Source organism: Gammaproteobacteria bacterium (assembly GCA_030949385.1).
Classification (GTDB): domain Bacteria; phylum Pseudomonadota; class Gammaproteobacteria; order JAUZRS01; family JAUZRS01; genus JAUZRS01.
Genome location: JAUZSP010000003.1, coordinates 293,795 through 320,405 on the forward strand (window position 1 = coordinate 293,795; position 26,611 = coordinate 320,405).

Genomic DNA, 26,611 nt, shown 5'->3' on the forward strand with positions numbered 1-26,611 from the left:
AACAGCCTGACTTAATGCTGATGTTTGAGCATCGCCGGTCGCATCCCCAGCAGTCCTAAAGTGAGCAGGTAGACCAGCGCCCCGCCACTGATCAGCAGCAACAGGTTGCCAATGCGTTGCCAGACAGAAAACGTACCCCACTGCGCCAGATCGGGAGTGAAAAAGAGCAAACTCAGCGCCATGGCCAGACCCGCCGCAGTCACTTGCAGCAGCAGTTTCCACCACTGGTCGTTGGGGCGGTAGACCTTCTGTTGGCGCAGACGACGGTAGAGCATCCACGCTTGCAGCCACGCCGAGAGGCCGGTGGCCAGCGCCAAACCCATGTGCGGGGCGATAAAGTCCCAGTAGACCATGGGAATGACCAGCACGAGGTTAAAGATCATATTGGTAATCAGGGCGATAATGCCGATTTTAACCGGAGTCTTAGTGTCTTGGCGGGCATAAAATCCGGGGGCGAGCACCTTGATCAAGATAAACGCAGGCAGTCCTAGGCTGTAGGCGATCAAGCTGTAACGTGCCATCTGGGTGTCGTGCAGCTCAAAAGCTCCGTATTGGAACAGGCTGGCCAAAATCGGCCCGGCCAGCAGCAGCAGCCCCAAGGTGGCTGGTACTGCCACCACGATCACCAATCGCAACGCCCAGTCGAGCATCTCGCTGAAGCCTTGGTTGGAATTTTGCGCGTGTTTGGCAGACAAATTGGGCAAAATAACGGTGGCGATGGCGATGCCAAAAATGCCCAAGGGAAACTCCACCAAGCGGTCGGCGTAGTAGAGCCAACTGATGCTGCCTGCAACCAAAAAGGAGGCGATCACCGTGTCCAGCAGCAGATTGATCTGCGCCACCGAGGAGCCAAAAATGGCCGGTAACATCAATTTCAAAATGCGCTGCACACCGGAATTGTGCCAGCCCCAGCGAGGCCGTGGCAGCAGACCGAGGCGAGCCAAAAAGGGCAGTTGGAACAGCAGTTGTGCCAGACCAGCAAAAAGACCCCCCACGCCAGCGCCACCACCGGCTGTTCAAAATGGGGCGAGAGCCAGATGGCCGCAGCGATCATGCAAAAATTCAGCAGAATGGGGGTGATGGCAGGCACAGCAAAGCGGTTAAAACTGTTGAGAATACCGCCTGACAGCGCGGTTAAGGAGATAAAGAAGATGTAAGGGAAGGTGATGGCCAGCATCTCGCTGGCCAGTGCCGAGCGGCTGGGATCGTCACTGAAACCGGGAGCGAAGAGCAGAATCAGCAGCGGTGCGCCCAGTACGCCGATGACGCTGATGACGAGCAGCAGGGTGGCAAGGGTTCCGGCCACATGATCGGCCAGCTGTTTCAGCTCTTCTGGCGTGCGTTGTTCTTTGTATTCGGTAAAAACCGGCACAAAGGCTTGTGAAAACGCGCCTTCGGCAAACAGGCGGCGCAGAAAGTTGGGGATCTTAAAGGCGACAAAAAAGGCATCGGTGGTGCCACCAGCCCCAAAGGTCTGGGCAAAGACCACATCGCGGGCAAAACCGAGGATGCGCGATAACAGGGTCATTACACTGACGATCAGCCCAGAGCGCATCAAGCTGGGTTTTTTATTGGAAGGTGTGCTCACTGAAGGGCTCTCGAAGGGGCGATGTTCAGATTGTGGAGGATGAAACGGGCAGTTTAGCAGCAGATGTTCGACTTTTGTTGACAAACTGCAAAGATTTTTGGATAATCGCGCGTTCGAAAATATTCACTTATTCACACAAATTTTGGAGATGCGATAGTGGCTAATTCAGCGCAAGCAAAAAAACGCGCCCGTCAGGCGGAAAAGCACCGTCGGCATAACACCAGCCTGCGCTCGAAGATGCGTACCTACATGAAAAAAGTGGTACAGGCTATCGAGTCGGGTAACAAAGAAGAAGCAGCTGCGGCTTATGTGGCTGCGGTTCCCGTCATTGACGGTTTGGTGGGCAAAGGTTTGATTCACAAAAACAAGGCAGCTCGTCATAAGAGCCGTTTGAACGGTCATATCAAGGCGCTGGCTGCTTAAGCTGCGTTTTTGATTGCTGTTGAAAAAAGCCCCTTTATGGGGCTTTTTTTGTGGGGTAGAAATTTTTCTACCCCTACCGCATGAGGCTAAATTATTTCGCTGAATCATTGAGATTTTTAGCCGCAAACAGCCGTTTAAAATCCTCAATCAAATAATAACTGGCCGGTACCAGCAGCAGGCTGATGACGGTGGCAAACAGCACCCCGAAGGCCAGTGAAATCGCCATCGGGATCAAAAATTGCGCCTGCACGCTGCGCTCCAACATCAAGGGAGTGAGACCGGCAAAAGTAGTCAGTGAAGTGAGAATAATGGGGCGAAAACGTGCCACACCGGCATTTCGCACCGCTGCAAACAGCTCTTCCCCCCGTTCACGGGCGCGGTTGATGTGATCCACCAGCACCAGATTGTCGTTCACCACCACCCCCGCTACGGCGACCATGCCGGTCAAGGATAAAACGCTCAGGGCTTTGCCCAGCAGCAGGTGCCCCACCACCGCACCCACCAGCCCAAAAGGAATCGCCGACATAATAATCAGCGGTTGCGCGTAGGAGCGAAACGGAATTGCCATCAGCGCATAAATGGCCAGCAGCGCCAGCAGAAAACCGCGCCCTAAGGTCGCCATTGTTTCGCGCTGCTCGCGGGCTTGGCCTTCCAGAGAAAAACGCACCTCGGGGTGGTTTTGCAGCAGTTCGGGCAGCACACTCTCTTTTAATTCCTTGAGAATGGCGCTGCTGTCGCCGGTTTCACTGTCCACATCAGCGGTGACGTTAACGATTCGGCGACGATCACGGCGCTGAATCTCCTGCGGCCCTTGGCGCAGTTGGGCGCTGGCCACCACCACAAAAGGCAGTTCACGACCGTCTTTGAGGCGGATCTGCATCGCTTCCAAATCGCTGATGGAGCGGCGCTGTTCGAGGGGGTAACGCAGCATCACCCGAACTTCATCACGTCCTCGTTGAATGCGTTGCACCTCTTCGCCGTAAAACCCTTGCCGAACCTGTCGTGCCAGATCTTGCAGGGTGAGGCCAAGCTGCTCGGCTCCGGGACGCAGTTGCAGTTGGATCTCCTGTTTGCCGGTTTTAAAGGAGTCTTCAATCTCCTCTACCCCCGGATAGTGGGTCAGCTTAAGACGAACCTGTTGACTGAGCTGTTTTAGAATGGTGAGGTCAGGGCCGCTCAGCTCCACATCCACCGCCTTGCCGGAGTGGCGCATGGAGGCGCTGAAGTTGAGTTTGCTGGCATCGGCAATCTTACCGGCCAAGGTGCGCCAGCGTTTGCCGATCTCCTCGGTGCTCAGTTTGCGGTTTTCGGAAGGGGACAGTTCCAGTGCGACTTCGCCAAGATGGGTGCCGCGCTGATCCATGCGCGCGCTGCGTTCGGTCATTGGCTGCTCACCGAGGCTGGTGAGAATATGGACGATGGTCTGGTTGCCATTGGGATCACGCAGCTCTGTTTGCAGTGTTAAGGCGGCTTTTTCAATGCGATTGAGGGCGGTTTCGGTCTGTTCCAAGGTGCTGCCTTGCGGCAGGGTCAGGCTGGCGATGGCGTAGTTGCCTTCGATGGCAGGGAAAAACACCAGCTTTAGATAACCTCCGGCGACCACGGAGCCGATCAGCATCAGACCGCTGATAAAAATTGCCACAGTCAGGTAGCGCCATTTGAGTGCCGCTTCCAGCAGGGGTTGATAAAAGCGGCGGATTAAACCTTCCAAACCTTGAGAAAAACGCCGTTGCAGCCGCGCCAGCATCGCACCGATGCCGCCGCCCTGTTTTGGCGGTGGCTGCTGCATTTTCATCTTGCCCAGATGAGCGGGTAAAATAATCAAAGACTCCAGCAGCGAGAACAGCAGAGTTAAAATGACTATGGTTGGAATGATCCCCCACAGTTTGCCGTTGGCACCTGGCAGCGTCAGCATCGGCATAAAGGCCACCACGCTGGTGAGCACGGCAAAGATCACCGGCTTGGCCACCTCTTGTGCGCCCTGAATCGCCCCTTGCAGATTGTCTCCCAGTTCTTTTTGCCGAATGTGGATGTGTTCGCCCACCACGATGGCGTCGTCCACCACGATCCCCAGCACCAAAATAAAGGCGAACATGGAGATCATATTGATGGAAGCATCCAGCCCCGGCAGAAACATAAACGCGCCCATAAAAGAGATGGGAATACCCAAACTGACCCAGAAGGCGAGGCGAAAACGCAGAAACAGCACCAGAATAAAAAAGACCAAGGTCAGGCCTGTGACGGCGTTGCGCAGCAGCAAATTCATTCGGCCTTTAAAGTACTCCGAACTGTCGCGCCAGATGGTCAATGTCATGCCTTCGGGCAGCGTGGTTTGTTCGACGAAGTCGTGAACCTCTTTGGATATCTGCAAAATGCTCTGATTGCCGACGCGATAGACTTGCAATAGGACGCTGTTTTGACCGTTGAAAAACGAGCGTTTGGCGTCTTCTTCAAAGCCGTCACGCACCTCAGCCACGTCACCCAGCAGTAGGCGGCTGCCGTCGGCGTGGCTGCGGATCACCAGTTGGCCGAACTGTTCACCGTTGTAGAGCTGGCCTTTGATGCGCAACAGACGTTCACCGCTGGTGGTTTTCAGGCTGCCCGCAGGCAGACTCAGTGAACGTTGGCGGATGGCGTTGGCGATTTCGTCGAGGCTGAGGCCGTATTGTTGCAGCGCCGCTTCACTGACTTCGATGCTGATTTCATAGTCGCGTACCCCAGAGAGTTCCACTTGGGTGACGCTGGGCAGATCCGCCAGTTGATCTCGTATCCGTTGGCCGAGGCGTTTTAGGCTTGCCTCGTCCGTTGCTCCAGAGACCGCCACACTCAGAGCGCGGTTTTTGATCGCAATCTCACGGATGGAGGGCGTTTCTGCTTCTTTGGGCAGTGTGGTGAGGTTGTCCACACGGGATTTAACATCGTCTAACAGGCGTGAAATGTCGTAATTGATCGTCATTTCCAGCAGCACCATGCAGACCCCTTCGGTGGCCGATGAGGTCATTTTTTTGATTCCCTCCAGATCATGCACCGCCTCTTCTAGGCGCACACAAACACCCCGTTCGACCTCTTCTGCAGAAGCGCCTGGGTAGAAGACGTTGATGGTGATCATGTCCAGAGAGACGGTGGGGATGGTCTCTTTGCGGGTTTGCGGTAGGCTCAAAGCTCCGGCAATCACAATCACCAACATGAGTAAATTGGCGGCGACGGTGTTGCGGGCGAACCAGTCAATGATGGCGTTCACACAAAATTACCTTGTGGGGTTTGGGTGTTAGTAGAGAGAGGCCTCGCCCTCAGGGCGCTGCCGAAAGCGTTTGTAGCTCCAGAGGTATTGGCTCGGATTGATGGCGATGCATTGTTCCACAGCAGCGTTGACGGCAGTGGCGGAGACAACAGGGTCAGCATCATAGAGTCGCTCATCAATGGGCAGCCAGTGCAGATGGTAGCCTTGCCCTCTGGGCAGGCGCTCCATAAAGACGAAGACGGTGGGGGTCTTTTTTTTCCGCGCCAGCCGTGAGAGCAGGGTCATGGTGCTGGCGGGAATGTTAAAAAAGGGGCTGAAAACACCCCCGCCTTGGCTGGGTTCTTGGTCGGGCAAAAGGCTAATGAACTCACCCTTAGCCAAGGTACGCAACAGGGTTCTGACTCCGCTGGTGTCGGTGGGGGTCGTTTTGCCGCCAAAACGTTCTCGTGCTTGCAGCATAATGGGGGTTAAGGCGGCGGTTTTTGCAGGGCGAAACATCATGGTCAATGGTTGTTGGGCGCAGAGGTAAACACCGATCAACTCCCAAGTGCCAATGTGGGGCGCGACAATAATCAACCCCTTGTTGGCGGCTTGAGCCTTGAGTAGATGCTCTTCTCCCGAGGTCTGTTTGATCAGTTTTAGCAGCCGTTTGCTGCTCCAGTTCCAAATCGCGGCGGTTTCTGCCAGCATTTTACTGGATTCAATCAGGCTCTGTTTGGCCAATTTTTGCTGCCACGGTAAATCTTTGTTGGGATAACAGAGGCGAATATTGATTAAGCTCACTCGTTTATTGCGGCTGGGCAGCAACCAAAGCAGTTCTCCTAACAGACGCCCCAGAAGATGATTGAGGGGCAGCGGCAACAGGGCGATACTTTTTAAAAGGATCTTGAGTAAAAAGGCGTGCATCTAAGAGATCTCGCTGGGGTTCATCAACGGTTGCAGAGTGTGGCGCAGATGTTTAAACAGCGTCGGGTGTTGTGCTGCTTGTTTGGCCAGCAGCTGTTTCATCTGTTGTCGCTGCTGAGGTTTGGAAAAACACGCAGGGCAGTTTTCGGCAATCACCGGCAGTTTAGCCGCTTGAGCAAAGTCTGCCAATTGCTGTTCACGGCAATAGACCAGCGGTCGAATGATGCGCAGGTCACCGTCGTCGTTGCGGTAGTGGGCTTTCATGGTTTGCAGTTGGCCATTAAAGAAGGCGGCCATTAAAAAACTTTCGGCCAGATCATCCAGATGTTGTCCTAGGGCAATGACATTGTAGCCTTGTTCTCGTGCGATTTGATAGATTTTACCCCGTTTGAGACGCGAGCAAAAGGCGCAGTAGGAGGATTTGCCCAGATGTTTTTGCGCTAAGGTTTCGATAGCATAAGGTTGATAATGATAATCAATTTTTTGTGCTTTGAGATAAGGGATCAGGGGGCTGGGGTCAAAGTCCGCTGTTTGTGGGTCGATGGTGATGGCAGCCAACTCAAAACGAACCGGTGCGCGCTGTTGCAGTCGTTGCAGCAGATGCAGCAGGGAGAGTGAATCTTTGCCGCCAGAGAGGCCGAGTAAAATGCGGTCGCCCTCACGAATCATATCAAAATCGGCAATCGCTTCACCCAAAGGGCGTAACACATTTTTGGGAAAGAGGTGGTTTGGAAGGCTGTGCATTCCGGCACGATACCGTTGCAACAATAGGCTGGCAAGTGGTGGCGGTAAAAACAGCAGGCAAAAAAAAGACCTCAGTCATTCCTTGATCGAGGCCACTGCCATAGGGCAGGAGGTGAATAAGAGTAAGATCCGTGGATTCCTAGTACATCCTTGTGAGTATTAACCGAGGGGTTTGATACTCGTGACTCCTTGTCAGTGTGGGTCCTTATCGCTGATCCCCAGCAACGTGGTTATAGTGGCATGCGGCTATAAATGGCGATACAGAGATTGTTGATCTTTTAGTGTGGTGAACGTTGTTTTGTTTTGTAGGATTTTTCCTACAAATACTGTTTTTTTATATCCATTTTGGGGTGTCTTTGGGGTGATGGTTCGTTTGGTGCTGTTGCTGGTAGGGTTTTGTCTATGCTCAGTGAGGTTGGGAGCTTGCTTTGTCCATGACGTTGGGGTGAAGATCAGTAGGACTATTTGAAGGAGAGAAAGACCTTATGTTGAGTTTGTTTGCAGAGATTAAAGAGTATGTAAAACATTCACTGCCCGTTGGCGGTGATCATATTTTACACCTGCGTGAGTACGGTCGTGCTGATGGCATTCCAGTGCTGTTTCTACACGGTGGCCCAGGAGCGGGGTGTGAGGCGTTTCATGCGCGTTTTTTTGATCCCGATGTCTATCGGATTATTTTGTTTGATCAGCGCGGTTGTGGCCTTTCTGCGCCTCACGCCAGCTTGCACGCCAACACCACGTGGGATTTGGTGGGAGACATCGAACAGATTCGCCGCCACTTAAAAATTGAGTCGTGGCTGGTGTTTGGTGGTTCGTGGGGGTCAACCTTGGCGTTGGCCTACGCGCAAACGCATCCTGAGCGGGTGCTGGGTCTGATTCTGCGCGGTATTTTTCTCTGTCGCCAAAAAGACATTCATTGGTTTTACCAAGAGGGTGCGAGCCGCGTATTTCCTGAGTTTTGGCGGGATTTTATCGCGCCTATTCCTGTAGAAGAGCGTGGCGATCTGTTGGCGGCGTACCATAAACGGCTCTTTTCTAAGGATGAGGTGGCGCGCATGGCGGCGGCTAAAGCGTGGTCGGTGTGGGAAGGATGCAGCTCCAATTTGCGCCCCAATCCGGCGGTGGTACAGCATTTTTCCAATCCGTATGTGGCGCTCAGTTTGGCGCGTATTGAGTGCGATTATTTTATGAACGACTGTTATTTAAAGCCCAATCAATTGGTGAAGAACGCCGCTAAATTAAAGGGTATTCCTGGGGTGATTGTGCATGGCCGTTACGACATGGTTTGCCCCGTGGATCAGGCCATTGAGCTGCATCAAGCATGGCCAGAGGCGGAGCTGAACATTATCGCTGATGCGGGTCACTCGGCTCTGGAAACGGGCATTGTGGATGCGTTGGTGCGCGCCACCAATCAGATGGCCGGGCGGCTTAAATGATTGCGTTGTTGCAACGAGTGACACACGCGCAGGTGGTGGTGGATGGGGCGTGTGTTGGTCAGATTGAGCACGGTATTTTAGCGTTGATCGGGGTGGAAAAAGAGGACGGTGAGACCGAGGCGACGCGCTTACTGGAGCGCATGTTGAGCTATCGCCTGTTTGCTGACGAAGAGGATCGGATGAACCTCTCCTTGCAAGAAATTGAGGGCGGTCTGTTGTTGGTGCCGCAGTTCACCTTGGCGGCCAACACCGATAAAGGCCGCCGCCCCAGTTTTGCTGCTGCTGCGCCACCGCAGGTAGGAAAAAAACTGTTCCATTTTCTGCTGCAAGCAGCGGAAAAAAAACAGACTAAATTGGCCAGCGGAATATTTGGTGCAAATATGCAGGTGAGCCTTTGCAACGACGGGCCGGTGACGTTTTGGTTGCAGGTGAATTAAATAATCATTGAGCGGGTTTTTAATATGCAGATAAAACAAAATGTAATCACCGCAGCCATGACGCTTTTATTGGGTTTATTGCTGCTTTCATGTTCAACGCCGCAACAAGACGCAGCGCAGCGGGTGCAGCACGAGGCCGATGCCTCGGTGGCTAAAAAAAATGCGAGCTGTGCCGATGATGCTCAGTGCGCCTATGATGCAAGCTGAGTCGTATTCCATGTTGGTTCCTCCTGTTGAGGTCAATCGGGAAAATTACGCTCATGTCGAGAGTAACCCGATTAAATTAAGCCGTGCTGAGCCGGTTTCCACCTTTAGTATTGATGTGGACAGCGGCGCTTACAGCAATGTTCGGCGGATGTTAAATCACGGTCGTTTACCGCCGAAAGATGCAGTACGGGCAGAGGAGCTGATTAATTATTTCTCCTATCATTACCCTCTGCCGACAGACAAACAGCGGCCTTTTAGCGTAACGACAGAGATAGCGCCGTCACCGTGGAATAAAAACAATCATCTGCTGCACGTTGGTTTAAAGGCGTACGATCTGTCTGTGGAGAAATTGCCTGCTTCTAATTTGGTTTTTCTGTTGGATGTTTCCGGTTCTATGCGTGACAGCATGGAGCTGCTTAAATCTTCCCTCAAACTGCTGAGTCGTCAATTGACCGAAAAAGATCGGGTTTCCATTGTGGTTTATGCTGGTGCTTCTGGTTTGGTGTTGCCACCGATGGCGGGCAGTGCTCAAGGAGAGATCAGTGCCGCCTTGAATCAGCTGCAAGCGGGCGGCTCCACCAACGGTGGGGCGGGCATTCAATTGGCCTACGAAATGGCAGAGCAGGCGTTTATTGAAGGTGGCATTAATCGTATTATTTTAGCCACCGACGGTGATTTTAATGTTGGCACGGTGGATTTCAATGCGCTGTTGGATCTGGTGGAACGTAAACGTCAAAGCGGCATCTCCCTCACTACGCTGGGTTTGGGTACGGGTAATTATAACGACGCTTTAATGGAGCAGTTGGCGGATCGTGGTAACGGCAATTACGCCTACATCGACACCTTAAACGAAGCGCGTAAAGTGCTGGTGGATGAGGTCAGTTCGACTCTGATGACCGTGGCGAAAGACGTAAAAATTCAGCTGGAGTTTAATCCCGAAGTGGTGCAAGAGTATCGTCTGATCGGTTATGAAAATCGACTGCTAAAAAGGGAAGATTTTAATAACGACAAAGTGGATGCGGGTGAAATTGGCGCAGGGCATACGGTCACAGCACTGTATGAAATCACTTTGGTGGGCAACAGCGGCAGCATGGATCCGTTGCGCTACGCGACAAAAAAGGCGGATAACAGAGCAAAAAAACAGAGTGAGTTGGCCTTTTTACGTCTGCGTTATAAACAGCCTGAGGGTGCTAAAAGCATCCTGATTGAACAGCCCTTGCTGAGTGAAATGATCATTCCAGAGTTGGAAAAAAGCAGTGATCGTTTTCGCTTTTCTGCTGCCGTAGCTGCCTTTGCTGATCAATTGCGCGGTGGAAAATACAGCAGTGCGTTTTCTTATGCTGATATTTTAAAACTGGCTCAAGGGGCGCGAGGTGAGGATCTGTTTGGTTATCGTGCTGAGTTTGTCGGCTTGGTGCGGATGGCGCAGGATCTGGATTCAGAGCCGGTGCGGAGGCCGTAAGTGTTTCTTGATTCTTTGCTGATTTCAGCTTAACAGCGTCAGCAGTACCGCAACCTCTAAAATCTCCACCATCGCCCCAGCGGTGTCACCTGTGGTGCCACCGAGGCGTTTTAGCATCACTTGGCGCAGCAGATAAAACAGCATAATCAAGCTCAGTAATAGCCAACCATTGACCCAGATCACCATCGCGCTGCCCAATAAAATCAGCATCACGATTAGAGCAGGGCGTGGCAGATGGCTTTTTAGCGCACTGCCCAAACCTTGCTCACGAACGTAGGGGGTGGTGAGCAGCAGCAGGGGCAGAGCGGCGCGTGCCAGCAGCGGCGCGAGCAGTAGAGCTTGCCAAAGATTCTGTGCAAGCACACTTTGCAGGGCGGCGAACTTGAGCAGCAGCACCAGCAGCAGACTGAGTACGCCGATGGGGCCGCAACTGGGGTCTTTCATAATCTCCAGAGTGCGCTGCCGATCTCTCAAACCACCAACCCAAGCATCGGCGCTGTCCGCCAAACCATCAAGATGCAGACCCCCCGTAAGCAGCACCCAAAGGCTTAAAATCAGGGCAGCACTGATGCTGTTGTCGAGGGCACTCTGTTGTAAAAGCAGCGCGCTGAGCCAGAGCAGCCCACCGATCAGCAGCCCGACCAAGGGGTAGTAGAGCAGTGAATGGCCGATGTGACGTGGTTGATAGTCGATGCGAAAGGGAACGGGAAGGCGGGTGAGAAATTGCAACGCAATGAGTAGGGCGTGCCATTGTGCCATTAGGCTGATTTTAAGCGTTTTAGAATCGGACCCGCTTCGCTCTGTTGCAACGAAAAGGGCGTGAGGCCTGCGTGCAGGGCGTTAAATTGCAACAATTGCTTGTCCGGTGTGCCGCTGGCGGCGCAGAGAGAGAGCCTGATCGGGCCGCCGTGAGTGACGACCAAAATCCGTTCGTATTCTGTTGGCAGCGCCGCCCAGCCGTTTTTTACCCGCTGAGAGAAGTCCGCTAAAGGTTCTGCTTCTGGTGGGGTGAACAGATCCGGTTCGCTCCAAAACCGTTCCAGTGCCTCGGGGTCGCTCTGGATCAAATCAGCGGGGCTTTTACCCTCCCATTGCCCAAAGTCCATCTCTTGCCAATCGTCATTGATCTGCAATGGCAGATCTTTTTGCTGAGCTAATTGCTGAGCAAAATCACGACAGCGGCAGAGGGGTGAGCTGACGATCAGATCCCATGCACCCTCTGTGGTGGCCTGCTGCATCTGCTGGCAGCCGAGGTCACTGAGAGGTTCGTCGATGCGACCGCGAAAACGGGCTGCACCGACGGTCTCGCCGTGACGCAGCAGAGTGACGGTTTGTTTCATGCGTTTTTGCCTGAGACGCTGGCTTCGGCAAAGGTGGCCATCTGGTTGTGTAGAGCGCACGCCTGTTGCAGCAGTGGCACGGCGCTGGCCGCGCCGCTGCCTTCACCGAGACGCATATTGAGCTGTAGCAGCGGCTTGGCGGCAAGGGCGGTCAGCACGGCTTTGTGACCCGGTTCGGCAGATTGATGGGCGAAAATCAACCACGGCTGGAGGTCGTTATTGATTCGAGTTGCCAACAGCGCCGCCACCGAGCTGATAAAACCGTCTACTAAGATGGGCAGTTTTTGTTGAGCGGCGGCCAGATAAGCAGCCACCAGTGCGGCGATTTCAAAGCCGCCCAGATGGCGCAGAATCTCCAGAGGGGTGCTGAGTTGCGCGGCGTGTTTTTCTAGGGCGAGTTGGATCAGTTCACTTTTGTGCTGCACCCCTGCGTTGTCCAGACCGGTGCCTGGGCCGACCAAACTCTGAGCGTTCTGTTTTAGCAGTGCGGCGGCCAGTGCGGTGGCGCTGCCGGTGTTGCCGATGCCCATTTCACCGCCGATAAAGAGCTGCACCTTGGCTTCTTTGGCGCGTTCGATGGCGGCAAACCCTGCTTGCAGTGCCAGCTCAAGTTGTTCTTCAGTCATGGCCGCGTGCTGGCTGAAATCGCTGCTGCTGGCGGCGATGGGCGTGTGAATCACGCCAGCCAGAGCGCCGGGGTCGTTAACCGTGCCGAGGTTGATTACCTCCAGTTTGGCTCCGATCTGCTCGGAGAGCACGCAGATGGCCGCACCGCCGTTGGCAAAGTTGCGCACCATTTCACCGGTCACCGCTTGTGGAAAGGCGGAAGTGCCTTGGGCAGCAATGCCGTGGTCGGCAGCAAAAATGCTGATCTGAATCCGCTCGACTGCGGGGCTGGAGGTGTTCTGCATTGCCGCCAGTCGAATGGCCAAGTTCTCCAACATGCCCAAGGAGCCCGGGGGTTTTGTGAGCTGGCCTTGGCGCTCTAAGGCGGCTTGTTGGCTGGTGTAGTCTGGCGCGCTGATGACTTGGCTGAGTTGTTTACTGGCGTTCATAAAGAGGCGGCTCCTTTGAGGTAGTGGGGTAAACCGGCGACGGTGAGGATAACGGAATCGCAGCGTGTGGCAAGCTGTTGATGCAGCAGGCCGATGTGATCGCAGTAGTCTCGGCTCAGTTTGCCCAGTGGGGTGATGCCCATATTGCTTTCGTTGCTGACCAGAATCAGTTGGCTTTGCAGTTGAGGTACTGACGTGAGCAGGTTGTCGATTTCTGCTTGCAGTTGCGTTGGGTTTTCGGCACAGAGCAGATTGCTGATCCAGATACTGAGGCAATCCACCAGCAGAGTGTGTCCTTCTGCATCGGCCTGTTGCAGGGCGCTGGCGAGGTGCAGCGGGGCTTCGATTAGGAGCCAGTGAGTGGGGCGACGTTGCTGGTGCTGCTGGATGCGCTGCTGCATTTCGTGGTCTTGCACGGTGGCGGTGGCGATGTAGGTGACGGGTTGTTGGGTTTGGGCGGCCAACTGTTCTGCCAGCGCACTTTTGCCGCTGCGGGTGCCGCCGAGGACGAGGGTTTTCATGGCGTTATTTTCATCCTGTGGTGCTGTTGTAAGGCTTAAAAATCGGCTTGAGAGTGTAACCCTAGGTTGAGAAAGAGTCTGCTTCGGCGAGTGATGATTTTTAATTCTATTTTTGTTTTTTAGTTCTCAAAACTCCCATTCTTTTTAATTTTACACTTCGGGTCTCATTTTTGCTCCTAGGGAATTATCCGCTGTGTTAATGCAAAGGTTGAGGTTTTAGGATGAGAAATATTTTTCTGCAAAACAATAAATTAATTCCTTGTTTTATTGGAGCCCTTTTTTTACTGGCTTTTTCAGGTACTTCTTTTTCAGCAAACCGTGTGTTAATTCTTTGGGATGATCCCAGTGTGGGAACGCAAGCGTTGCAAACGGCTCTGTTGAATGCTGGTTTTGAGGTGTTTTTGAGTGAGAACAGTGAAAGCGAATTTAATGGCGCGAACCCATTACTGGATGATTTTAATGTCGTTATTCACTTGAATGGCACCTCACACGGGCGAGATATGCCGCTCTCTGGACAGCAGGCGCTGGTGGATTATGTGCGTTATGGCGGCGGTTATATTCATTCGGCTTGGAATGCGTATGAATATTATTTTGGCGGGATACAGTTGATGCGCGATCTTATTTTGTTTGATCGCATTACGGGTGAATGTTATCAAGAGAGACCTTATTATCGTCTTGAGTCCGCTGAGATACACCCTATTTTGGCGAATGTTCCGCAGTCTTTTTCTTTTTCTGGTGGGTTTAATGTCGGGCCGCTGCACCTTTTTGAAACCAACCCATCAACGGTATTAATGAGGATTCAGAGCGATGCTGCGGTGGCGGTGCGTGAGTTGGGGCGCGGTCATATTGTTGCGTTTAATCACAGTGGTAATTACGCCGAATGCACGGGCGATATTCCTCATCTCAACGCCTATGTGCAGCAACTTTATGTGGATGCGGCGCACTGGGTTGCTGGAACGGTGGTGATGAATAGTCTGTCAGCGGTTTTTAATAGTCCACCGATTGCGGTGGCTGATGGGGTGGCTCCATTGGAGTGTTCGGCGGCTTCCAGTGCGGATGTGACGTTGCAGGGCGGCAATTCCAGTGATCCTGATGGTGATTCTTTGGCTTATTTTTGGACGTGGTTAGACGGTCAGGCGGTGGGTGTATCACCAACCGCGATTTTTTCGTTGGGGGTAACGGAGGTGACTTTGCTGGTGGATGACGGTCAGGGCTTGACCGCCAGCGAGCAGACTTTGATAACGGTACAGGACAGTGTGGCTCCGGTGGTCAGTGCCGGTCTGGATCAGGTTTTGGAGGCGAACAGCCCTGCGGGAGCGGCGTTTGATCTGGCCAGTCAAGCCAGTGCCACGGATGGTTGTTGTGAGGTGAGTTTGGTAACGCCACTGGGTCAGTACGCTCTGGGTCAGCACAGGTTAACGGCGACGGCATTGGATTGTGCTGATAATTTGGGTCGTGATTCGATGCTCTTAACGGTGGTGGATAGAACGCCGCCGTTATTAAGTGCGGCTTTGGTACGGGTTCGTTTTGTTGATGACGACGAGGATGAAGACGAAGGTGAGAATCATGAGGATGAGCACGATGAAGATGAGAAGGACGATGAAAAACAGCGGTTTCGAGTCCAGTTTAATGCTTCAGATTTGGTGGATCTGAATCCAGTGCTGAAAGCTGAGCTGTGGGTTGTGGGTTATGAAAAGCCGATTATGGTCAGCAATGGCCAATTGATTGAATTTGAGTACGAAGACGATGAGAGTGAAGTGGAGTTTGAAGAGGGGCTGCTGGAGGTGGAGGCAGCAGGCATGATGCTGCGGGTTTCGGCGGTGGATGCCAGTGGCAATCGCTCTGTGGTGGAGGATCAGGTTTTAGGGTGGCGAAGTGAGGAGGATGGTGAAGGTCATGATTGATTTTTAATGCAGTGATGTTAGGACGTTACTAAAAACCATTTGACCCTAAAGTTTACTTTAGGGTTTAAAGTAAGCGCCATGAAAATCGGTGCTTTAGCAAAACAGACCCAAGTAAGCGTTGAGACGATTCGTTATTACGAACAGCGTCAACTGTTGAACCCACCCGCGCGCAGCAAAGCAGGTTATCGAGATTATTCTCCTGATGATCTGCAACGGCTGCGTTTTATTGTGCAAGCCAAAACGCTTGGGGTTCACCTTGCAGGAGATCAAGGAGCTGCTGGCTTTGCGCTCAGGTCAAGGTGAGTGTGCTCAGGTCAAGGAGATTGCTCAACGCAAAGCAGACAAAATCGCCGCGCAAATTGCAAAACTACGCCGCATTCAAGCGGTGTTGCAGCGATTGACCGAGCAGTGTGGAGAAGAGGTTGAGGATCACTGCCCCATTCTCAACTCTTTGGAGGAGCCATAATGTCCTGTTGTGGCTCAAAATCAAAAACAGTACGTCAGAATTGCCCTGAGTGTGGACAAACAGGCTTGTCGGTTTCAAAACAGACGTTGTTGCATCAGTTGGTTGCGCCAGATAACCGTGACTTGTCGGATTCGGACTATTTTTTCTGTGCTGAGTCGAGCTGTTCTTTGGCTTATTTTTCGGCGCAACTCTTTTTTCCAACATCTCATTTGCGGGCGTTTACAGGTTCGGAGCAAAAGCGGCTCTGCTACTGTTTTGATATTACGGCCACTGAGTATCAAAGTGCTTTGCAAGAGGGGGGCGCGGCGAAGATAAAACAGTTTGTGATGGCTCAGACCAAAGCGGGCTTGTGTGCCTGTGAAGCGCGTAACCCTTCGGGGCGCTGCTGTTTGCTGGATTTTAAGCGGCTGGAAAAACGTTTGGCTTTGGGGTGAGGTTTGTTTTACTTTGGATCGGCGTGTGTTGCGTGGTCAAGTGTTTCAATAAGCCATTGGTTTAAGCTCTTGCCATTGGCAGCGGCGACATTGGCGATCTCTTCATGAAGGGTCGAGGGTACACGCACATTGAATTTTCCAGAGTAGATTTTTCTGGGTTCAACGCCGTCTTCTTTGCACATATCGAGAAAGGTTTTTAATGAGAGAGCGCCTTCTTTTTTGAGGCTTTTAATATCTTCGGCGTAAAAATCTGCTCCGCCGTTAAGGGCGATAAACTCACCTCGAAACAGTTCGATTTCAGGATCGTATTTAATAATGGCGCGAAAACCATCAATTTCCATTACATTCATCATGGTGTTACCTCATTCTCTTTTAGCCATTGCCGAATACTGGCAACAGCGCCTTTGTCCGTGTTGGGTGTGGCCGGTGAAATACACGTCGATCATTGAATAGGCGCACACCAATACGCGAACCTTCGCGTTCACTGATTTCTGCGCCCAGTTCGACAAACAGTGCTTCAATATCGTGCCATTTGATATTTCCGCTTACAGGGCGGGAAAAGATCAGTTGAAGGGTTTTTTGGTGTTTGCGTTTCATTTTTATATGGTACTGTTTTTTAGTACCATTGGCAATGGTTGGCTGATGTTTGTGTGTTCTGCATTCTCGTAAAATAAGGGCAAACACAAGATTTTCCCCTACGATCCTTGTAGTGTGATCACCAGTGTTCGATGGCCACCGTAATTGCGATGTTCGCCAAGATAGATACCTTGCCAGATGCCCAGGTTCAAAGCCCCCTTTGAGACGGGGATGTTTACGCTAGAGCCTAAAATGCTGCTTTTAATATGAGCAGGCAGATCATCACTACCTTCGTCAAGGTGCTGATAATAGGTTTCATTTTCTGGCACAGCTTGTTGAAAATAGTTCTCGAAATCCATTCTGACCGTAGGATCAGCGTTTTCATTGATGCTCAGTGAGGCGGAAGTGTGTTTGATAAACAGGTTCAGCAGGCCGATAGAGAGTGGTTTGATTTCAGGTAGGTATTGCAGCACCTCGGCAGTCATGAGGTGAAAGCCTTTCGGGTAGGCTTTGGGTTATCTCTTTTTGAATCCAAGCCACATGGTTGTTGTTCTCTTGAATTATTTTATTGTAATGGCCTGGACATTATAAGCTTATTTGTATATCATAATTTTTTTCACTGTTGCTGGTCATTGCATGAAATATATTGAATTGTTTGCAGGCTGTGGTGGGTTGAGTATAGGCATGAAATCCTCTGGGTTTAAATTAGTGCTTGCCAATGAGGTCTCGGCGATGGCGGCTGAAACATTTGCTTATAATCTATTAAATGAAAATTTGAATAGTAAAGATATATCCCATTGTTTTTGGATTAAATCTAGATTCAAGAAGCATGATCCTCGTCGGTTGAGAGAGGACTACCGTATTTCTTCTCAGTTGCCAAAAAGAGAAGTTTTTTCTGACATTCCTAAGCCCGCGAATTTCAAGGATTTAAAGGGTGGGATGTTGATAGGAGATATAAGGGATTTAAATGGGTTTATAGCTCGATCTAACAAACTTAGAAAAGAAATTTCCAACTCATTTGGTGATGGTCAGGTTGACCTTGTGTCGGGTGGGCCACCTTGTCAAAGTTTTAGTATGGCGGGTTTGCGTAATCGTGATTCTGATAAAAATCAACTCCCTTGGGCTTTTGCTGACTTTTGCAGTAAGATTAAGCCAAAAATGGTGTTGCTTGAAAATGTAACGGGCATATTGAGAGCATTTAAGTCCGAGGGTAAGTTGTATTACGCTTGGTTTGAGATGGCAAAATCCTTTGCTTTAAAGGGCTGTGGTTATGTTCCAGTCTGTTTGCATATAAATGCTAAGTTTGTTGGGGCAGCACAAAATAGACCTCGATTTATTATGTTGTGTTTTGAGGTGTCTTTGGTCAAAAAAATAATGTCAAGTGGAAGGCTGGGTGAAACAGGGCGAAAAGTTTTTTCCAGGTCTCTTGATTTTTTAGCTGAAGTTCAGGGTAAGGGTAATTGTGAGTATGACTCTAATTTTTACTATGACCTAAATAAAGGGCATCCTATTTTTGATGAGTTTCCTTTTAATATATTAAAAGAAAGTCCTTTTGGAAATGAGGCTGCGACTGTGCATGATGCTATTGATGATATTAAGGTGGCTGGTTTAGTTGGAAGAAAAAGTCATTATGTGAAGGTTGTTAATAAATTATCTAAAACTCTAGATACGTTATCCAGTCATAAGGGCGGAGTTCCCCCTAATCATGAGTTAAGGTCGAATAGTCTACGGGTTAAGGCGCGATTTAGATTGTATCAAATTATTAATGAGATGGATGATAAAAGCGTGATTAAGGAGCTGAAGTTGTTTATTAAGGATCCTTTGGTTGCCGATATTTCTGATTTAGTATTTGATTCTATAAAAAAATACAGTTTTATTGATTCGGGTGGTGAGCCATGTTTTTTTTCTTCAAAAGAAGAGTTGGAGAGTTTTTTAGTGTTAATTAAAACTAAGAAGCAAACGCAACGAGCATTAAAGTCCTGTCTGCCAGCACCAGCTGCACTGTCAATTCCTGATGATGCCTGTCATTATGATGAGAAACAACTTCGTACTTTAACCGTAAGAGAGATGGCGCGTTTTCAATCATTTCCTGATAAATTTGAATTTAGATCTAAAGTGACAACAGGAGGAAAGATGAGGCAGTTTGAGGTGCCTCAGTATACCCAGGTTGGGAATGCAGTGCCCCCATTACTTGCTAAAGCACTTGGTAACATCTGTAAAGAGTTTCTCTTGCTGAAGTGAGGTTAGGATTTGGAGGTAATCTAGCAATCGGTCCAAAACTTTGAATATCTATGGTCTAATGATCCGGTTGGAATTAATTCACAATGAATATTGTTGTTTTTATCTTTCCCTATTACGATAGAGTCTCCTTCTTTCGCAATAAGCATGACTTTATTTGATTTAAAATAAAGCCGGTATTCTGCAGAACGTTCAGGATTTCTTGCTCGTGCGTCGTACCAAGTTAACTCTGTTTGATAGCTTTGATTATCACCTCGAATTGAAAATGTAGCAGGATAAGTATAAGTATTTAGTCCAAATAGCTCACGAAGAGCTGCAACCCCTTGAAATTCGTGCTGATTTGACTTAGCTAAATTAGCTTCTACTGCTGTAAGAGTTTTTAAACAACTTTTATTGAAGTGTATGGGTCTATTGGCCATTGATTTCCTTTCTTTGGTTAACTCTTCTAACGTAGGTATGAACTCTTAATTACTATTCGACATTACATGCGTTGAGTGGTGTTGTACAGCGTCAGTATCCGATCCCCAAGCCGTAAGGTATACTCCCCGCCTTTCTGTTTTGACTCAAAAGAAGGGTTTTGGCTGTGACTTCAGATGCCGCTGCGCACGATGTGTCTACTTTTCAGGGGCTGATTTTGGCTCTGCAAACTTACTGGGCGAAGCAGGGCTGTGTGCTGCTGCAACCCTACGATATGGAGATGGGGGCAGGGACATTTCATCCCGCTACCTTTTTGCGTGCCATCGGCCCTGAGCCGTGGTCAGCGGCCTATGTGCAGCCTTCTCGCCGCCCCACCGACGGGCGTTACGGCAAAAATCCCAACCGTTTGCAGCATTACTATCAGTTTCAGGTGATGCTCAAACCCTCGCCGATTAACATTCAAGAGCTGTATCTTGACTCCTTGCGCACCGTGGGGGTTGATCCGCTGGTGCATGACATCCGTTTTGTCGAAGACAATTGGGAGTCGCCTACTTTGGGTGCGTGGGGTCTGGGTTGGGAAGTGTGGCTCAACGGCATGGAAGTGAGCCAATTTACCTATTTCCAACAAGTGGGCGGTCTGGAGTGTCGTCCGGTCACGGGTGAGATCACTTACGGGCTGGAGCGCATCGCCATGTATCTGCAAGGAGTGGAGAGTGTTTATGACCTGGTTTGGTCGAACGGATCAAATGGCACGGTCAGTTACGGTGATGTGTTTCATCAAAATGAAGTGGAGCAATCGACCTATAACTTCGAGCACGCCAATACGGAGGCGCTGTTTGCCGCGTTTGATCGCTGTGAAACCGAGAGTCAACGGCTGATCGAGGTGGGTTTGGCACTGCCCGCTTATGAGCAGATTCTGCAAGCCTCGCATAATTTTAATCTGTTGGATGCGCGTCACGCGATTTCAGTTACCGAACGCCAGCGTTATATTTTGCGCATTCGGGCGCTCTCGCGAGCGGTGGCCGAGGCTTACTACGCGGCGCGTGAAGAGTTGGGTTTTCCACTGCTGAACAAAACACCGGAGGCCGCCTCATGAGCCAGCACGATCTGTTGATTGAAATTGGCACCGAAGAATTGCCACCCAAAGCCCTGCAAACATTATCAGAGGCCTTTCGGGACGGTTTTAGTGCCAGCTTAAAATCACATCAGCTTAACTTTGAGCAGGTCAGCGCCTACGCCAGTCCTCGGCGTTTGGCCTTGATCGTCACCGGTTTGGCAGAAAAACAGGCAGACAAAGCCGTTGAACGGCGCGGGCCTGCGCTGCAAGCGGCCTTTGATGCTGAGGGCAAGCCAAGCAAAGCCGCCAGCGGTTTTGCCCGCTCTTGTGGTGTTGATGTGGCTGACTTGGAACAGATGGAAACTAAAAAGGGCGCGTGGCTGGTGTTTCGCAGTCTGCAACAGGGGCAGCAGACCACGGCGCTGTTGGCGACCATGATTGAGACGGCGTTGGCGGCGTTGCCGATTCCAAAGCGGATGCGTTGGGGCGCGGGTGAAGAGGAGTTTGTCCGTCCGGTGCATTGGGTATTGCTGCGCTTTGGCGCTGAGGTGGTTGAGACCACCGTGCTGGGTCTGCGTACCGTGGGCTGCACACGCGGCCATCGTTTCCACGCTCCGCAGGAGATCGAAATCGCCACGGCGGCGGATTACGTCAGCACCTTGCAGGAGCAGGGCAAGGTGCGGGTGGATTACCCGCAGCGTCGAGCTGAGATTGTGCGCCAAGTGGAGGCCGCTGCCGCAGAACAGAACGGTGTGGCGGTGATGGATGCGGCGCTGTTGGATGAAGTGACGGCGTTGGTGGAGTGGCCGGTGGCGGTGCTGGGTGGTTTTGAAGCCGAGTTTTTACAGGTGCCGCAGGAGGTGTTGATCACCACCATGCAGGACAACCAAAAATACTTCCCGCTGCTCTCCGCTGAGGGCAAATTGATGCCCTATTTTATTACCATCAGCAACATTGAGAGCAAAGATCCGGCGCAAGTACGCGAGGGCAATGAGCGCGTGATTCGGCCACGTTTCAGCGATGCGATGTTTTTTTGGGATCAAGATCGCAAGCAGACCTTGGCCTCACGGCGAGATTCCTTAAAGAGTGTCTTGTTCCAAAAACAGCTCGGAACCTTGTTTGATAAATCGGAACGGGTGGCTAATTTGGCCGCGTGGGTTGCGGAGCAGATCGGTGCCGATGTGAAGCACGCGCGCCGTGCCGCTGAGCTGGCCAAATGTGATTTGATGAGCGATATGGTGTGTGAGTTCACCTCTTTACAAGGGGTGATGGGCGGTTATTACGCCAACAACGACGGTGAAGCGTCGGCGGTGGTGGCGGCGATGAGCGAGCAGTATCAACCGCGTCATGCCGGTGACGATCTGCCGATCGGTGCTGTGGGACAGGCTTTGGCCATTGCGGATAAAGTGGATACCTTGCTGGGGATTTTTGCCATCGGCCAAAAACCCACCGGCACCAAAGATCCTTTTGCCCTGCGGCGCGCGGCCTTGGGTCTGTTGCGGATCATGATTGAACGTCGTCTGCCGCTGGATCTGCGGGCGTTGTTGCAACAGGCGGCGGAGGGTTTGTCTGACAAGGTCGATGCTAATAAGGCTATTGATGTGACGCTGGACTACATGTTGGAGCGTTTGAAAGCTTATTACGCCGATGCCGGTATCGAGGCCAGTGTGGTGGAGGCGGTGTTGAGTTTGCGCCCGACCCAGCCGTTGGACTTTGATCAGCGGGTGCGGGCGGTGGCGCTGTTCCAAAAGTTGGAGGCAGCTGAGAGTTTGGCGGCGGCGAATAAACGCATTCAGAATATCTTGAAAAAGGTCGAAGGTGAGCCGGTGGCGCTGGATCAGAGTCTGTTTGTGGCGGCGGCAGAGGCGGATCTGTTTGCGGTGGTTGCGGGTTTGGCGCAGCAGACTGAGGCGCTGTTTGCGGCGCGAGATTACGCCCCCGCACTGACCGCGTTGGCGGCTTTGAAAGAGCCGGTGGATCTGTTTTTTGATCAGGTGATGGTGATGGATGAAGATCTGACCGTACGCGCCAATCGCATTGCGCTGCTGAACCAAGTCAGCGGCCTCTTTTTGCGTGTTGCAAATTTGGCGCGGTTGCAGTCGTGACGACGGCGATGAAGCTGGTTATTTTGGATCGTGATGGGGTCATCAATCACGATTCCGATGACTACATTAAATCCGTTGACGAGTGGCGGCCCATTGCTGGTAGCTTGGAGGCGATTGCTCGCTTGAACCAAGCGGGTTATCGGGTGGTGGTGGTGACGAATCAATCGGGTTTGGCGCGGGGTTATTTTACTCTGGATGAGTTTTATGCCATGAATCAGAAGTTGCACCGGCTGTTGCGACAGGCGGGGGGACAGTTGGAAGGCCTGTTTTTCTGCCCTCATGCACCGGATGAGCAATGCGCTTGCCGTAAACCCAAACCCGGTTTGTTGCACGATGTGGCCAAACGGCTGGATGTGGATCTAAAGGGGGTAGCCTTTGTGGGAGACGCTTTGGGTGATCTGCAAGCGGCCTTGGCCGTGGGTGCCAAGCCAATCTTGGTGTTGACCGGTAAAGGCCAGCGGACGCAGCATAATTTAAGTGGTTTGGGTGATGTGCCTGTTTATGCTGACTTGAGTGCATTTGTTGATCATGTGTTGAGGTAGGGGCAGATTCAATATCTGCCCTGCTCACCTGTAGCGATATTCTATCCAAGGGCGGGTATGGAATCCGCTCCTACGAATATAAGGTGTTATCCTATTTTTTTATGGGATTTATTCCAACAGGTTTAAAATTAATGAATAAAAAAGAAAATAAAATTTGGTTGTCGGGATTATATCTGCGCGCGTTGATCTATTGGTTGGGGGTGGCCGTTGTTTCGGTGCTGCATAATTCGACCCTGTTTATGACGCGGCGAGTTTTGCCGCCGAAGGCGCATTACGCATGGGCGACCCTTTGGAACCGCTTTAATATTTTTTGGTTAGAGTTGATTTGTGGCGTGACCTGTCGGGTTGAGGGGTTGGAAAACATTCCTGATCAACCGTGCATTGCCTTTGCCAAACATCAATCCACTTGGGAGACGATTAAACTGCCCATTTTATTGCCACGGCAGGTTTGGGTGGTAAAAAAAGAGTTGCTGAAAATACCTTTTTTTGGTTGGGCGTTGGACAGTTTAGAACCGATTGCCATTGATCGCAGCGCCGGTCGTCGTGCGATTGTACAGATGATTCGTCAAGGCCGTGAGCGGCTCGACAGCGGTCGTTGGATTGTGGTTTTCCCTGAAGGTACACGGGTGCTGCCCGGGGAGAAGGTGCGTTATAAAATGGGCGGTGCGGTGCTGGCAGAAAAGATGGGCGTGCCGGTGATTCCGGTGGCGCACAACGCTGGAGAGTTTTGGCCGAAACACAGTTTTATTAAATGGCCGGGAGAAATTACCGTGAGCATCGGTGCGCCGATCAGCACCGAGGGCAAGACAGCCAATGAGATCAACGCCGAGGCGGAGGCCTGGATTGAGACAAAAATGCTGGAGATCAGTGGTTTAACTTCTGTGGAAAATAATTGAGTGTTGACCTCGTGATCTGTTTGCCTTTGTCACGCGCCGCGTGGCAAACCGAGGCCTTTCAACATACGCTGAAAACCGAATTGAAAAATTTGACTGCGGGTACTCTGCCACTGGAGCACGGCACTCAATCGGCGGGGTTGGTGGACGACAGTAACATCGCCGTGACCGTGTTGCGTCACTCCGAGACGGTGGAACATTTGCTGGTGGTGGTTGGGGTCTTTTTTTAGCGAAATTGTCAGCGGTTGCTGTTGCGGTGATGAGCCGACCATGAGCGAAAACGCCTACTGTGAATTGCAGTTGTTGATTGATCCAGAGAGTGCAGAAACACGCTGTGTGGCGGTGTGAGTGTCTTGCGTATTTTACGTTTGGCGGTGCCGACACCGCTGTCGAAATTGTTTGATTATTACCCCCCTGCTGATGTTGATATTGTCAACTGCCATCCTGGGCAGCGTTTCCAGGTCTCTTTTGGTCGCAGTAAAAAAATGGCCGTTTTAATTCAGCTTGCTGCTGAGAGTGATCTGCCTGCCAATAAAATAAAAGTCGCTGACAAACAGTTGGATATAAAACCGATTTTATCCGCTGAATTATTGCGTTTGGCACGTTGGACAAGCCGTTATTATCAACACCCTATTGGTGAGGTGGTGCAGTTGATGTTGCCGCTGGCGCTGCGTTCAGGTGAGGCTTTGCAGAGCCGTGGTGAATCCGTTTGGTCTTTGAGCAACACAGGTAAAGAAGCCGATTTAAAACGCGCCCCAAAACAGCAGCAGATCGTAACCGCACTGCAAAGCCAGCCTCTGTCGGCGGGGGAGCTGAATCAGCGCATGTCGTCGTGGCGCACGCCGATGAAGTTGTTGCGAGAAAAAGGCTTGGTGCTGGAAACGGAGCTGCCCTGTTTGACGGTCTCGCAAAACGCCGGAAAAGAGCAGGCTAAAAAAGCCAACGCCGAACAGCAGGTCGCCATTGATGTGGTGGCTGAAAAATTGGGACATTTTGTGCCTTTTTTATTGGAGGGCATTACTGGCAGCGGTAAAACGGAAGTGTACTTGCAATTGATCGAACCGGTTTTAAAGCAGGCTCAGCAGGTGTTGCTGCTGCTGCCGGAGATCAGCTTGACCCCGCAGATTGTGAGCCGTTTTGAGCGCCGTTTTGCGGTGCCAATTGCAGTGATGCATTCGGGTCTGAACGAAGGTCAGAGGCTCTGCGCGTGGCAGATGAGCGCGACGGGTGAGGCAAAAATTGTCATTGGCACCCGCTCGGCGGTGTTTGCGCCGTTAAAAAATCTCGGCCTGATTATTGTCGATGAAGAGCACGATGGCTCGTTTAAACAGCAAGAGGGCTGTCGTTATCACGCTCGGGATCTGGCGGTGGTGCGGGCTTCACAGACCGAGGTGCCGATTCTGTTGGGCAGTGCTACGCCGTCGTTGGAGAGTTTGAAAAATGCGCTGTCGGGTCATTACCGGCATCTGTTTTTAAAACAGCGCGCCGCCGCTGCGCGTTCGCCGCGCATTCGCATGTTGGATCTGCGCGCACAAAAACCGCAGCAAGGATTGGCAGCAGGAATGCTGCATGAGATGGAAAAACACCTCGATAATCAGGGGCAGGTGTTGCTGTTTCTGAATCGGCGCGGGTTTGCGCCAGTGCTGTTTTGTCAGGCCTGTGGTTGGATGGCCGACTGCCCGCGCTGCGATGCCCACACCACGGTTCACCACCGCAGTGGTCGCTTGCGCTGTCATCATTGCGGTTACGAACGGCCTAAACCGCAGCGGTGCGGCCAGTGTGGTGAGGATCAATTGGTGGCGCTGGGGCAGGGCACGGAACGCATTGAACAGGTGTTGTTGGCGCGGTTTCCCAACCGTCATGTGGTGCGCATTGATCGTGACAGCACCCGTCGCAAGGGCGAGTTGGAGCAGAAGCTGGCCAGCGTTAAAAAGGGGGAGGCGGATATTTTAATCGGTACCCAGATGCTGGCCAAAGGGCATCATTTCCCCAACGTTACTTTGGTGGGTTTGTTGGACATTGATCAGGGGCTGTTCAGTGCTGATTTTCGTGCTCAAGAGCAGTTGGCGCAGTTGCTGGTGCAGGTGGCGGGGCGCGCAGGGCGAGGAGAAAAAGCCGGTGAGGTGTTGATCCAAACCCATCAACCGGATCACCCGCTGCTGTTGCAATTGATTAAAGAGGGCTATGCGGCGGTGGCCAAAACCTTGTTGGCCGAGCGGCAGCTGGTGGGTTTTCCGCCTTTTGCCCGTCTGGCCATTGTGCGCGCCGAGGCGGTGGCGGAGACGCAGGCGTTGGACTTTTTGCAGCAGGTGGTCGATGAGTTACAAACATGGCCTTTTGAGCAAGTGCAGTTGTTGGGGCCAGTGCCTGCGCCGATGGAGCGTCGTTTGGGGCGTTATCGAGCGCAGTTGTTGATTAAAGCGGATCAGCATAAAACCGTGCAGCCGTTGTTGGCGGCGTTGCGACCGTGGTTGGAGGCGAATCGGCTGGGGCGCAAGGTGCGTTGGTCGTTGGATATTGATCCGCTGGATTTGTTGTGACGAGCAGAGAGGGCAGCCACAAGGGACTGCCCCTACCGATTGCTCGTTGTTAAATCAGCGTTAGGGTGGATTAGTTGAG

27 protein-coding genes and 2 pseudogenes are annotated in these 26,611 nt (G+C 51.7%); 17 read left to right on the forward strand and 12 right to left on the reverse strand.

The genetic code is table 11. The features are described 5' to 3' along the window. Positions 1-11: 11 nt before the first annotated feature. A pseudogene (gene murJ / locus Q9O24_05100) lies at positions 12-1,555 on the reverse strand (murein biosynthesis integral membrane protein MurJ). A gap of 189 nt (positions 1,556-1,744) precedes the next feature. On the opposite strand from murJ, the gene rpsT reads away from it, so the two are divergent. After that, positions 1,745-2,011, forward strand: a complete 267-nt coding sequence (rpsT, locus tag Q9O24_05105; GenBank protein MDQ7074527.1) for a 30S ribosomal protein S20 — start codon at positions 1,745-1,747, stop codon at positions 2,009-2,011. Between the two features lie 91 nt (positions 2,012-2,102). On the opposite strand, the gene Q9O24_05110 is transcribed toward rpsT, so the two are convergent. The 3 genes from Q9O24_05110 to Q9O24_05120 are packed head-to-tail and all read right to left on the reverse strand — an operon-like array spanning position 2,103 to position 6,902. Continuing rightward, positions 2,103-5,252: an efflux RND transporter permease subunit gene (locus tag Q9O24_05110; GenBank protein ID MDQ7074528.1), complete on the reverse strand. Its 3,150-nt coding sequence runs from the start codon at positions 5,250-5,252 to the stop codon at positions 2,103-2,105. A gap of 27 nt (positions 5,253-5,279) precedes the next feature. After that, the gene (locus Q9O24_05115) at positions 5,280-6,158 is read right to left on the reverse strand and encodes a lysophospholipid acyltransferase family protein (GenBank protein MDQ7074529.1); all 879 of its coding nucleotides are present in this window, start codon (positions 6,156-6,158) and stop codon (positions 5,280-5,282) included. Further along, entirely contained in the window at positions 6,159-6,902 is a 744-nt protein-coding gene (locus tag Q9O24_05120; protein ID MDQ7074530.1) for an ATP-binding protein, read from the reverse strand. It abuts the gene before it with no gap. Positions 6,903-7,387: 485 nt separating this feature from the next. Here Q9O24_05120 and pip point away from each other — a divergent pair, with 485 nt between their 5' ends. The 4 genes from pip to Q9O24_05140 are packed head-to-tail and all read left to right on the forward strand — an operon-like array spanning position 7,388 to position 10,444. Beyond that, the gene (pip, locus tag Q9O24_05125; protein ID MDQ7074531.1) at positions 7,388-8,338 is read left to right on the forward strand and encodes a prolyl aminopeptidase; all 951 of its coding nucleotides are present in this window, start codon (positions 7,388-7,390) and stop codon (positions 8,336-8,338) included. Next, positions 8,335-8,775, forward strand: a complete 441-nt coding sequence (dtd, locus tag Q9O24_05130) for a D-aminoacyl-tRNA deacylase (protein ID MDQ7074532.1) — start codon at positions 8,335-8,337, stop codon at positions 8,773-8,775. Before pip ends, dtd begins: the two co-directional genes overlap by 4 nt. Before the next feature lie 24 nt (positions 8,776-8,799). Continuing rightward, positions 8,800-8,982: a hypothetical protein gene (locus Q9O24_05135; GenBank protein ID MDQ7074533.1), complete on the forward strand. Its 183-nt coding sequence runs from the start codon at positions 8,800-8,802 to the stop codon at positions 8,980-8,982. Then, positions 8,936-10,444: a VWA domain-containing protein gene (locus Q9O24_05140; GenBank protein MDQ7074534.1), complete on the forward strand. Its 1,509-nt coding sequence runs from the start codon at positions 8,936-8,938 to the stop codon at positions 10,442-10,444. Before Q9O24_05135 ends, Q9O24_05140 begins: the two co-directional genes overlap by 47 nt. A 24-nt stretch (positions 10,445-10,468) precedes the next feature. On the opposite strand, the gene Q9O24_05145 is transcribed toward Q9O24_05140, so the two are convergent. Genes Q9O24_05145 through cobU form a run of 4 tightly spaced genes read right to left on the reverse strand, consistent with a single transcriptional unit; the run spans position 10,469 to position 13,360 of the window. Then, positions 10,469-11,203: an adenosylcobinamide-GDP ribazoletransferase gene (locus Q9O24_05145; protein ID MDQ7074535.1), complete on the reverse strand. Its 735-nt coding sequence runs from the start codon at positions 11,201-11,203 to the stop codon at positions 10,469-10,471. Next, complete coding sequence (gene cobC / locus Q9O24_05150; protein MDQ7074536.1) at positions 11,203-11,784, reverse strand: alpha-ribazole phosphatase family protein; 582 nt, start codon at positions 11,782-11,784, stop codon at positions 11,203-11,205. Before cobC ends, Q9O24_05145 begins: the two co-directional genes overlap by 1 nt. Beyond that, a complete protein-coding gene (gene cobT, locus Q9O24_05155) occupies positions 11,781-12,839 on the reverse strand; it encodes a nicotinate-nucleotide--dimethylbenzimidazole phosphoribosyltransferase (protein ID MDQ7074537.1) in 1,059 nt (352 codons plus the stop codon). The genes cobC and cobT overlap by 4 nt, the downstream gene beginning before the upstream one ends. Continuing rightward, a complete protein-coding gene (gene cobU / locus Q9O24_05160; protein ID MDQ7074538.1) occupies positions 12,836-13,360 on the reverse strand; it encodes a bifunctional adenosylcobinamide kinase/adenosylcobinamide-phosphate guanylyltransferase in 525 nt (174 codons plus the stop codon). Before cobU ends, cobT begins: the two co-directional genes overlap by 4 nt. Positions 13,361-13,680: 320 nt before the next feature. Here cobU and Q9O24_05165 point away from each other — a divergent pair, with 320 nt between their 5' ends. From Q9O24_05165 to Q9O24_05180, 4 genes are all read left to right on the forward strand, one after another. Then, positions 13,681-15,264, forward strand: coding sequence for a PKD domain-containing protein (locus Q9O24_05165; GenBank protein ID MDQ7074539.1), 1,584 nt, complete (start codon positions 13,681-13,683; stop codon positions 15,262-15,264). Positions 15,265-15,342: 78 nt separating this feature from the next. Continuing rightward, entirely contained in the window at positions 15,343-15,567 is a 225-nt protein-coding gene (locus Q9O24_05170) for a MerR family transcriptional regulator (GenBank protein ID MDQ7074540.1), read from the forward strand. Next, positions 15,548-15,730 (forward strand): hypothetical protein, encoded by a 183-nt coding sequence (locus Q9O24_05175; protein MDQ7074541.1) that lies wholly within the window; start codon positions 15,548-15,550, stop codon positions 15,728-15,730. The genes Q9O24_05170 and Q9O24_05175 overlap by 20 nt, the downstream gene beginning before the upstream one ends. Next, positions 15,730-16,164 carry a hypothetical protein gene (locus Q9O24_05180; protein ID MDQ7074542.1) on the forward strand — a complete coding sequence of 145 codons (435 nt, stop codon included), beginning with the start codon at positions 15,730-15,732 and terminating at the stop codon, positions 16,162-16,164. Before Q9O24_05175 ends, Q9O24_05180 begins: the two co-directional genes overlap by 1 nt. A gap of 8 nt (positions 16,165-16,172) precedes the next feature. Here the strand turns inward: Q9O24_05180 and Q9O24_05185 are convergent, their stop codons facing one another. The 3 genes and pseudogenes from Q9O24_05185 to Q9O24_05195 form a co-directional block, all read right to left on the reverse strand. Beyond that, positions 16,173-16,517 carry a type II toxin-antitoxin system HicB family antitoxin gene (locus Q9O24_05185; GenBank protein MDQ7074543.1) on the reverse strand — a complete coding sequence of 115 codons (345 nt, stop codon included), beginning with the start codon at positions 16,515-16,517 and terminating at the stop codon, positions 16,173-16,175. After that, positions 16,514-16,761, reverse strand: a pseudogene (locus Q9O24_05190) (type II toxin-antitoxin system HicA family toxin). Before Q9O24_05190 ends, Q9O24_05185 begins: the two are co-directional and overlap by 4 nt. Positions 16,762-16,859: 98 nt before the next feature. Then, entirely contained in the window at positions 16,860-17,225 is a 366-nt protein-coding gene (locus Q9O24_05195) for a secondary thiamine-phosphate synthase enzyme YjbQ (GenBank protein ID MDQ7074544.1), read from the reverse strand. Positions 17,226-17,376: 151 nt separating this feature from the next. Here Q9O24_05195 and Q9O24_05200 point away from each other — a divergent pair, with 151 nt between their 5' ends. Beyond that, a complete protein-coding gene (locus Q9O24_05200; protein MDQ7074545.1) occupies positions 17,377-18,981 on the forward strand; it encodes a DNA cytosine methyltransferase in 1,605 nt (534 codons plus the stop codon). Positions 18,982-19,001: 20 nt separating this feature from the next. Here the strand turns inward: Q9O24_05200 and Q9O24_05205 are convergent, their stop codons facing one another. Then, on the reverse strand, positions 19,002-19,397 hold the full coding sequence (locus tag Q9O24_05205) for a type II restriction endonuclease (protein ID MDQ7074546.1): 396 nt from the start codon (positions 19,395-19,397) through the stop codon (positions 19,002-19,004). A gap of 164 nt (positions 19,398-19,561) precedes the next feature. Here Q9O24_05205 and glyQ point away from each other — a divergent pair, with 164 nt between their 5' ends. The 7 genes from glyQ to Q9O24_05240 all read left to right on the forward strand — a co-directional run bounded on the left by glyQ (position 19,562) and on the right by Q9O24_05240 (position 26,532). Next, positions 19,562-20,491, forward strand: coding sequence for a glycine--tRNA ligase subunit alpha (gene glyQ, locus Q9O24_05210; protein MDQ7074547.1), 930 nt, complete (start codon positions 19,562-19,564; stop codon positions 20,489-20,491). Beyond that, entirely contained in the window at positions 20,488-22,557 is a 2,070-nt protein-coding gene (gene glyS, locus Q9O24_05215; GenBank protein MDQ7074548.1) for a glycine--tRNA ligase subunit beta, read from the forward strand. Before glyQ ends, glyS begins: the two co-directional genes overlap by 4 nt. An 8-nt stretch (positions 22,558-22,565) precedes the next feature. Beyond that, the gene (gmhB, locus tag Q9O24_05220; GenBank protein MDQ7074549.1) at positions 22,566-23,099 is read left to right on the forward strand and encodes a D-glycero-beta-D-manno-heptose 1,7-bisphosphate 7-phosphatase; all 534 of its coding nucleotides are present in this window, start codon (positions 22,566-22,568) and stop codon (positions 23,097-23,099) included. A gap of 131 nt (positions 23,100-23,230) precedes the next feature. Then, positions 23,231-23,995: a lysophospholipid acyltransferase family protein gene (locus tag Q9O24_05225; GenBank protein ID MDQ7074550.1), complete on the forward strand. Its 765-nt coding sequence runs from the start codon at positions 23,231-23,233 to the stop codon at positions 23,993-23,995. Beyond that, positions 23,992-24,222, forward strand: a complete 231-nt coding sequence (locus tag Q9O24_05230) for a hypothetical protein (protein ID MDQ7074551.1) — start codon at positions 23,992-23,994, stop codon at positions 24,220-24,222. The genes Q9O24_05225 and Q9O24_05230 overlap by 4 nt, the downstream gene beginning before the upstream one ends. Continuing rightward, the gene (locus Q9O24_05235) at positions 24,206-24,340 is read left to right on the forward strand and encodes a hypothetical protein (GenBank protein MDQ7074552.1); all 135 of its coding nucleotides are present in this window, start codon (positions 24,206-24,208) and stop codon (positions 24,338-24,340) included. Before Q9O24_05230 ends, Q9O24_05235 begins: the two co-directional genes overlap by 17 nt. Next, the gene (locus Q9O24_05240) at positions 24,337-26,532 is read left to right on the forward strand and encodes a primosomal protein N' (GenBank protein MDQ7074553.1); all 2,196 of its coding nucleotides are present in this window, start codon (positions 24,337-24,339) and stop codon (positions 26,530-26,532) included. The genes Q9O24_05235 and Q9O24_05240 overlap by 4 nt, the downstream gene beginning before the upstream one ends. Positions 26,533-26,611 lie beyond the last annotated feature (79 nt).